Below are 6000 nucleotides of genomic sequence, written 5' to 3' on the forward strand. Positions count from 1 at the left end.
GAGGGGAGCGGGGGCGACACCGACGCCGGTCACCCGCGTTCGTCCGCGCCCGGACCGATCGGACGACACGGCACCGCGCCCGCTCCGGGTTGCCTGGGAGGACCGACTCGGACGGCCCGCGCCACGGCCTCCGACCGACCTCGGACCGACCTCGGACCGACCTCGGACCGGCCTCCGACCGACCTCGGACCGGCCTCCGACCGGCCTCCGACCGGCCTCCGACGACCGACCCGACCCGACCCGGGGAGCACTCCGATGCGAACCACCGCACCAGCCGACCGGCACCAGGGGACGAACGGGACCACCACCGGCCCCTTCGAACCCCTCGGCCCCTTCCGTCCCTTCCGTCCCTTCGGCCCCGAGGCCGAAGCAGCGGTGAAGGCCGCCGACCGCGACCACGTGTTCCACCCCTGGGCCGCCCAGGACCTGGTCGACCCCCTCGCGGTCGCCGGCGCGGAAGGCCCGTACTTCTGGGACTACGCGGGCCACCGCTACCTCGACTTCGGCAGCGGCCTGGTCCACACCAACATCGGTTACCAACACCCGAAGGTCGTCGCCGCGATCCAGGAGCAGGCGGCGCGACTGGCCGCCTTCCCGCCCTCCTTCGCCGTCGACGTGCGGTCCGAGGCGGCCCGGCTGATCGCCGAGCGCACCCCGGGCGACCTGGACAGGATCTTCTTCACCACCGGCGGCGCCGAGGCCGTCGAGAACGCCGTCCGCATGGCCCGCCTGCACACGGGCCGGACCAAGGTGCTCTCCGCCTACCGCTCGTACCACGGCGCCACCTCCACCGCGATCAACCTCACCGGCGACCCCCGCCGCTGGCCCTCCGACACCGCCTCCGCCGGGGTCGTGCACTTCTGGACCCCCTTCCTCTACCGCTCCCCCTTCTACGCCGCCACCGAGGCGGAGGAATGCGCCCGCGCCCTCCAGCACCTCCAGGACACGATCGCGTTCGAGGGGCCGGCGACCATCGCGGCGATCGTCCTGGAGACGGTCCCCGGCACCGCGGGCATCATGCCCCCGCCCCCCGGCTACCTCGCGGGCGTCCGCGAGATCTGCGACCGGTACGGCATCGTCCTCGTCCTCGACGAGGTCATGGCCGGCTTCGGCCGCACCGGCGCCTGGTTCGCGGCCGAGCACTACGGCGTCGTGCCCGACCTGCTGACCTTCGCCAAGGGCGTGAACTCCGGGTACGTCCCGCTCGGCGGCGTCGCCGTCTCGGCGGAGATCGCGGCCACGTTCGCCCGGCGCCCCTACCCCGGCGGGCTCACCTACTCCGGGCACCCGCTCGCCTGCGCGGCGGCCGTCGCGACGATCCGGGTGATGGAGGAGGAGAAGGTCGTCGAGCAGGCCGCCGCCCTCGGCGAGAACGTCCTCGGGCCGGGGCTGCGCGAGCTGGCCGCACGCCATCCCTCGGTCGGCGAGGTGCGCGGGCTCGGCGCGTTCTGGGCCGTGGAGCTGGTCCGCGACCGCGCCACCCGCGAGCCCCTCGTCCCGTACAACGCCACGGGCGCCGCGGCGGCCCCCATGGCGGCGTTCGGCGCGGCCTGTCGCGAGCACGGCCTGTGGCCCTTCCTGGCCATGAACCGCACCCACGTCGCCCCGGCCTGCAACCTCTCCGGCGCCCGCGCCGAGGAAGGCCTCGCCGCCCTCGACGCGGCCCTGACCGTGGCCGACACCTACACCGCGAACACCACGTACGGCGGCACGCACGGCACGCACGGCACGCACGGCACCCCGTACGACCTCCCGCACACCGGCACGCCCGCCACCGTGCCCCCGCACCTCACGGAGACCCGATGAGCACCCTCGTGATCGGAAACGCCTACAACGAACACCTGGTGGGAGACCTCGGAGCATTGACCCCCGAGCGTCGGGACGCCCTGGGGAACATCTCCCTCCGGCTCGCCTGGCTGCTGGAACCGGGGGACGTCCTGGTCGTCCCCCAGCCCGTCACCCCGGCCTTCCTCCACCACCTGCTGGACCTGAAGGGCCTGTCCGCGGACGAGGTCACCGTCCTCGTCCCGCCGCCCGGTCGGTTCGGCGACGGCATCCTCACCGGGGACCGGCTCCTCGACCCCGGGTTCGTGGAGCGGCTGCGGCCGGTGCTGGCCGAGAACGCCGTCGACACCGTCCTGCCGTACGCCTTCGACAGCGCGGTGGCGGAACTCGCCCGCCTGCTGGGGCTGGACAAGGGCACGCCGGGCTTCGGCTTCCTCGAAGAGGGCGGCACCGACCTCCTCAACAGCAAGTGCGCCTTCCGGGCGATCGCCGCGGGCCGGGGGCTGCCGATGGCGGAGGGCGTGGCCACCGGCGACCGCGCGGTGGCGCAGGGTTTCGCCGCGCGGATGCTGGCCGGCGGCCGGCCGGTCATCGTGAAGCAGGACCACCACGCGGGCGGCTACGGCAACGACATCCTCGCCCCGCACCCCGGGGTCGACCCGATCGGCGCCTCCCGCGCCGTCCTGCTCCAGGACCCGGCCGCCGTGGCCCGGCACTTCGACACCCACTGGGCCGCGTACACCGGCGGAGGGCGGCACCCCGTGGTGGTGGAGCGGTACCACCCGGACTCCGTGCCGCTGACGGCCGAACTGGAGATCCACGACGACGGCGTCGACCTCCACCACGTCGCCATGATGCGGATGCGACCGGTCCTGGACGGCATTGCGATCTCACCCGCGTGCCAGACCGAGGAGCAGCGCACCGCGTTCGCCGACGGCGCCCGGGACCTGTGCGTCCCCGTACGGGCCATGGGGTACCGCGGGCTCATCAACATCGACGTGATCCTGACGCCCGACGGGGAGATGCTCTTCTCGGAGTTCAACGGACGACTCGGCGGGACCACGCACCTGCACCACATCGGCACCCGCTTCCTCGGCTCCGACTACGCCACCCGCTCCACGATGCTGACCCGCAACAGCTGGCGGGTCGGATCGATGGAGCAGGCCCGGGCGTACCTCGCCGAACGGGGGCTCGCCTTCGACCCGGCGACGGGCCACGGCGTGCTCGTCACGTGCGACAGCACACGGCGGTGCGGCACCGTCGAGTACTGCATCGTCGCCGACGACCCGGACACGGCCCGCGCCACGGAACGCGCCCTCGCCCTGGCCACCGCCTGAAGGCACCACCACACCACCGCACCACCGCCTTGGGCAGGTGCCTGGTCCGGCGTGCTCGCGTCAGTACGGCGGGGGTCCAGCCGAAGCGGCCCCCTTCGTCGGAGTACTGGGCGAACGCCGCCTCGCCCAAGGGGCGATGGGCTGACGACGGGTCGAGGTCGATGGGGAACACCCCGTCGGAATCGATGAGGCAGTGACCACCGGTGAACGCGTCGCCCGTTGCGGCTGTTCAGGGCGGGCCACGGGGTTCTGCGCCCGTCCCGGCGGTCGAGCTGGCGGGCCCCGAGGTGCAGGATCTGTCCTACCTCGGAGGAGAACTGGATCGTGGTCCCCTGCGGGATCGCGACTGCCGCCCGGAGCACGGAGCGTGCTCCGGGCGCCTTCCGGGGCACACTCCCTGCCCGTTCGGTGCACGGGACCGGAGGCCGGGTCACTCCGTCCGTAGGTGATCGGGGCGGGTCAGGCGGAGCAGCGGCGGCAGGGTCAGGGCCGTCACCAGCAGGACCACGCCGGCGCCGACGCCGGCCGTCGCGCCGACGAACGCCCAGTCCACGACCACCGGCACGTCCACCGCCGCCATCAGAACGGCGCCGAGCGCCACTCCGATGCCGCCGGCAAGCGCCGTACCCCACGCGACCGGGACCGCGGTCTCCCAGAGCGCGGACAGGCCGAGGACGGAGCGCGGGGTCCCGAACGACGCCAGCGCGGACAGCACCTTCCTCCTCTCGCGCAACTGCTCCAGCTGCGCGACCAGCAGGCCCGCCCCGGCCAGGAGCAGCACGAGCACCACGCCCACCGAGGTACCCGTCCGGATCGCCGCGTACTGCTGCGTGCGGACGGTGGCCTGGAGGGTGAAGGAGAGCATCACGGGATCCGCCCGGAACAGTACGGTCCGGGCCCGGTCCAGCGCGTCCGGCACCGTACGGTCGAGCTGGACGAACACCGTGGCGTACGCGTCCTTGCCGAGGCCCGGCGGCACCGCCCCGGGGGTGGCGAGCACTCCGCCGGCGACGGACCCGAGCGGGTCCGGCCGGGCGTCCGCCGGCCGGGCCGAGCGGGGGAGCGTCCACTTCACCGGCTGCCGTGCGGCGGGAGAGCCCGCTTCCGGAACGCTGAAGAACTCCGTCCCGGGGGCCGGGGGTTCGGAACGGGTCGCCGCGGCGCCCGCGCCGTCGCGCAGGACGAAGGTGTCCCCGTCGGTGCACGACGGGAGCTCGGCGATCTCGCGCAGGGCCGCGCAGGTGCCGACGGTCAGCGAGGTGGTGGACTGCGGAGCCTGAGTCGGTGCGGCGCCCCCGGAACTCCCCGCCGTCTGCTGGGGCGTCAGCGCCAGCTGCGCGTCCACCAGGGAGGCCACCGCCGCCACGCCCGGGGTGGCGGAGAGCTGCCGGGCGAGCTGCTCGGCCCGGGCGGCGGAGTCCGGCCCGGGCAGGATGCTCGCGGACAGCGCGGCGCGGCTCGGGTCCTGACCGGTGGAGCGCGTGTACCGGGCCTCGGTGCCGGTGAAGAGCATGTGCAGGGCGACGGCCGCGGCCACGGCCACGGCGATGCCGTTGACCAGCCGGACCGCCGTCCCGCTGTTGGCCTGGAGCCGCCGGACCGCGAGCAGCCAGGACACGCCACCCCCGCCGAGCCGGCCCATCACCGCCTCCACCAGCCAGGGCAGCAGCGCGGTGACACCCACGAGCAGCAGGAACACGCCACCGATGACCTGCGCTTCGTCGAACTCGCCCGCGCTGTTGCCGCGCCCCGCCAGCGGCACCAGCAGTCCCAGCCCCGCCAGCGGCAGCAGGAGACGCCACCACAGCCGACGCCGCTGCGACCTGCCCGTACGGAATACGCCCAGCGGCTCGACGGCCACGGAGCGCATCGCGAACAGGGTCAGGGCCACCGAGGCCGTGGGCACGACCAGAGCCACCAGAGCCAGCAACCAGGGCGCCGGATCGAGATCGTCCGGGTAGACGCCGCTGCTCATGAGGGTGACGTCATCCGCGAACCGGCGCAGTACGAGGAACACGCCCGCCCCCAGCACCAGCCCCAGCAGGGCTCCCGCCAGGCCCTCGCCCGCGGCGATCCAGCGGGTCGTCGCGCGGTCCGCACCGACCAGCCGCAGCGCGGCCAGGCGCCGGTCGCGGCGCTCGCCGCCGAACCGCACGGCCGTCGCGGTGAAGGTGGCGACCGGTACGAGCAGCCCCGTCACGGCGACCACCAGCAGCAGCATCAGCGTCGGGTCCAGGGGCCGGGACTCGGCCGGGTTCGTGAACGCCGTGACGCGCTGGACCTGTCCTCCGGGAACGAGCCGGTCGCTGCCCTGGTAGAAGGCGAGTTCACGGGGACCGACCAGCCCTTCCGCGCCGATGGTGGCCGAGATGCGACCGGTCAGCCGCTCCCGCAGCAGGCGCCCGCCCGGGGATGCCAGAAGCTCCTTCAGGGCGGGCGAGACGGCCAGTTCGCCCGGTCGCGGGAACTCCTTGAGCCCCGGGGGCAGCGGAGCCCGCGTACCCTCCGGCTGGAGGACGCGGCCGTAGATGTGCGCCGAGCGGAAGATCGTGTCGGCGTTGCCGACCAGCAGGGTGTTCGGCCCGGCCGGTGCGGTGGTGGCGGAGGCGGCCGTAGCGGTGCCCCGGGCCGTCGCCCGTGCGTCACGCTCCGCCAGCGCGTTCGGGACCGCCGCCGTGACCAGCATGAGCGCCACGCCCAGGGCCACGCCCGCTCCGGTGAGCAGGGTGCGGAACCAGCCCGCTCGGCCGCCGTTGACAGCGAAGCCGACGCCCATACCCAGCTCTCGGGCCCGCGTGCGGATCGTACGGCGGCCGAGCGGGCTGGTTCCGCACCCTGCTCACCGGAGCGGGCGTGGCCCTGGGCGTGGCGCTCATGC

The 6000-nt window shown here is 74.4% G+C and carries 3 protein-coding genes; 2 read left to right on the forward strand and 1 reads right to left on the reverse strand.

The window, feature by feature from the left end:
- Window positions 1–255 precede the first annotated feature (255 nt).
- Both EF918_RS12525 and EF918_RS12530 read left to right on the forward strand, forming a co-directional pair.
- Window positions 256–1806: an aspartate aminotransferase family protein gene (locus tag EF918_RS12525; protein WP_125644847.1), complete on the forward strand. Its 1551-nt coding sequence runs from the start codon at window positions 256–258 to the stop codon at window positions 1804–1806.
- On the forward strand, window positions 1803–3122 hold the full coding sequence (locus EF918_RS12530) for a peptide ligase PGM1-related protein (RefSeq protein WP_125644849.1): 1320 nt from the start codon (window positions 1803–1805) through the stop codon (window positions 3120–3122). Before EF918_RS12525 ends, EF918_RS12530 begins: the two co-directional genes overlap by 4 nt.
- A gap of 430 nt (window positions 3123–3552) precedes the next feature.
- Here EF918_RS12530 and EF918_RS12535 read toward each other — a convergent pair whose 3' ends face one another.
- On the reverse strand, window positions 3553–5898 hold the full coding sequence (locus tag EF918_RS12535; protein ID WP_125644852.1) for an FtsX-like permease family protein: 2346 nt from the start codon (window positions 5896–5898) through the stop codon (window positions 3553–3555).
- Window positions 5899–6000: the final 102 nt, after the last annotated feature.

Source organism: Streptomyces sp. WAC06614 (assembly GCF_003949795.1).
Taxonomy (GTDB): domain Bacteria; phylum Actinomycetota; class Actinomycetes; order Streptomycetales; family Streptomycetaceae; genus Streptomyces.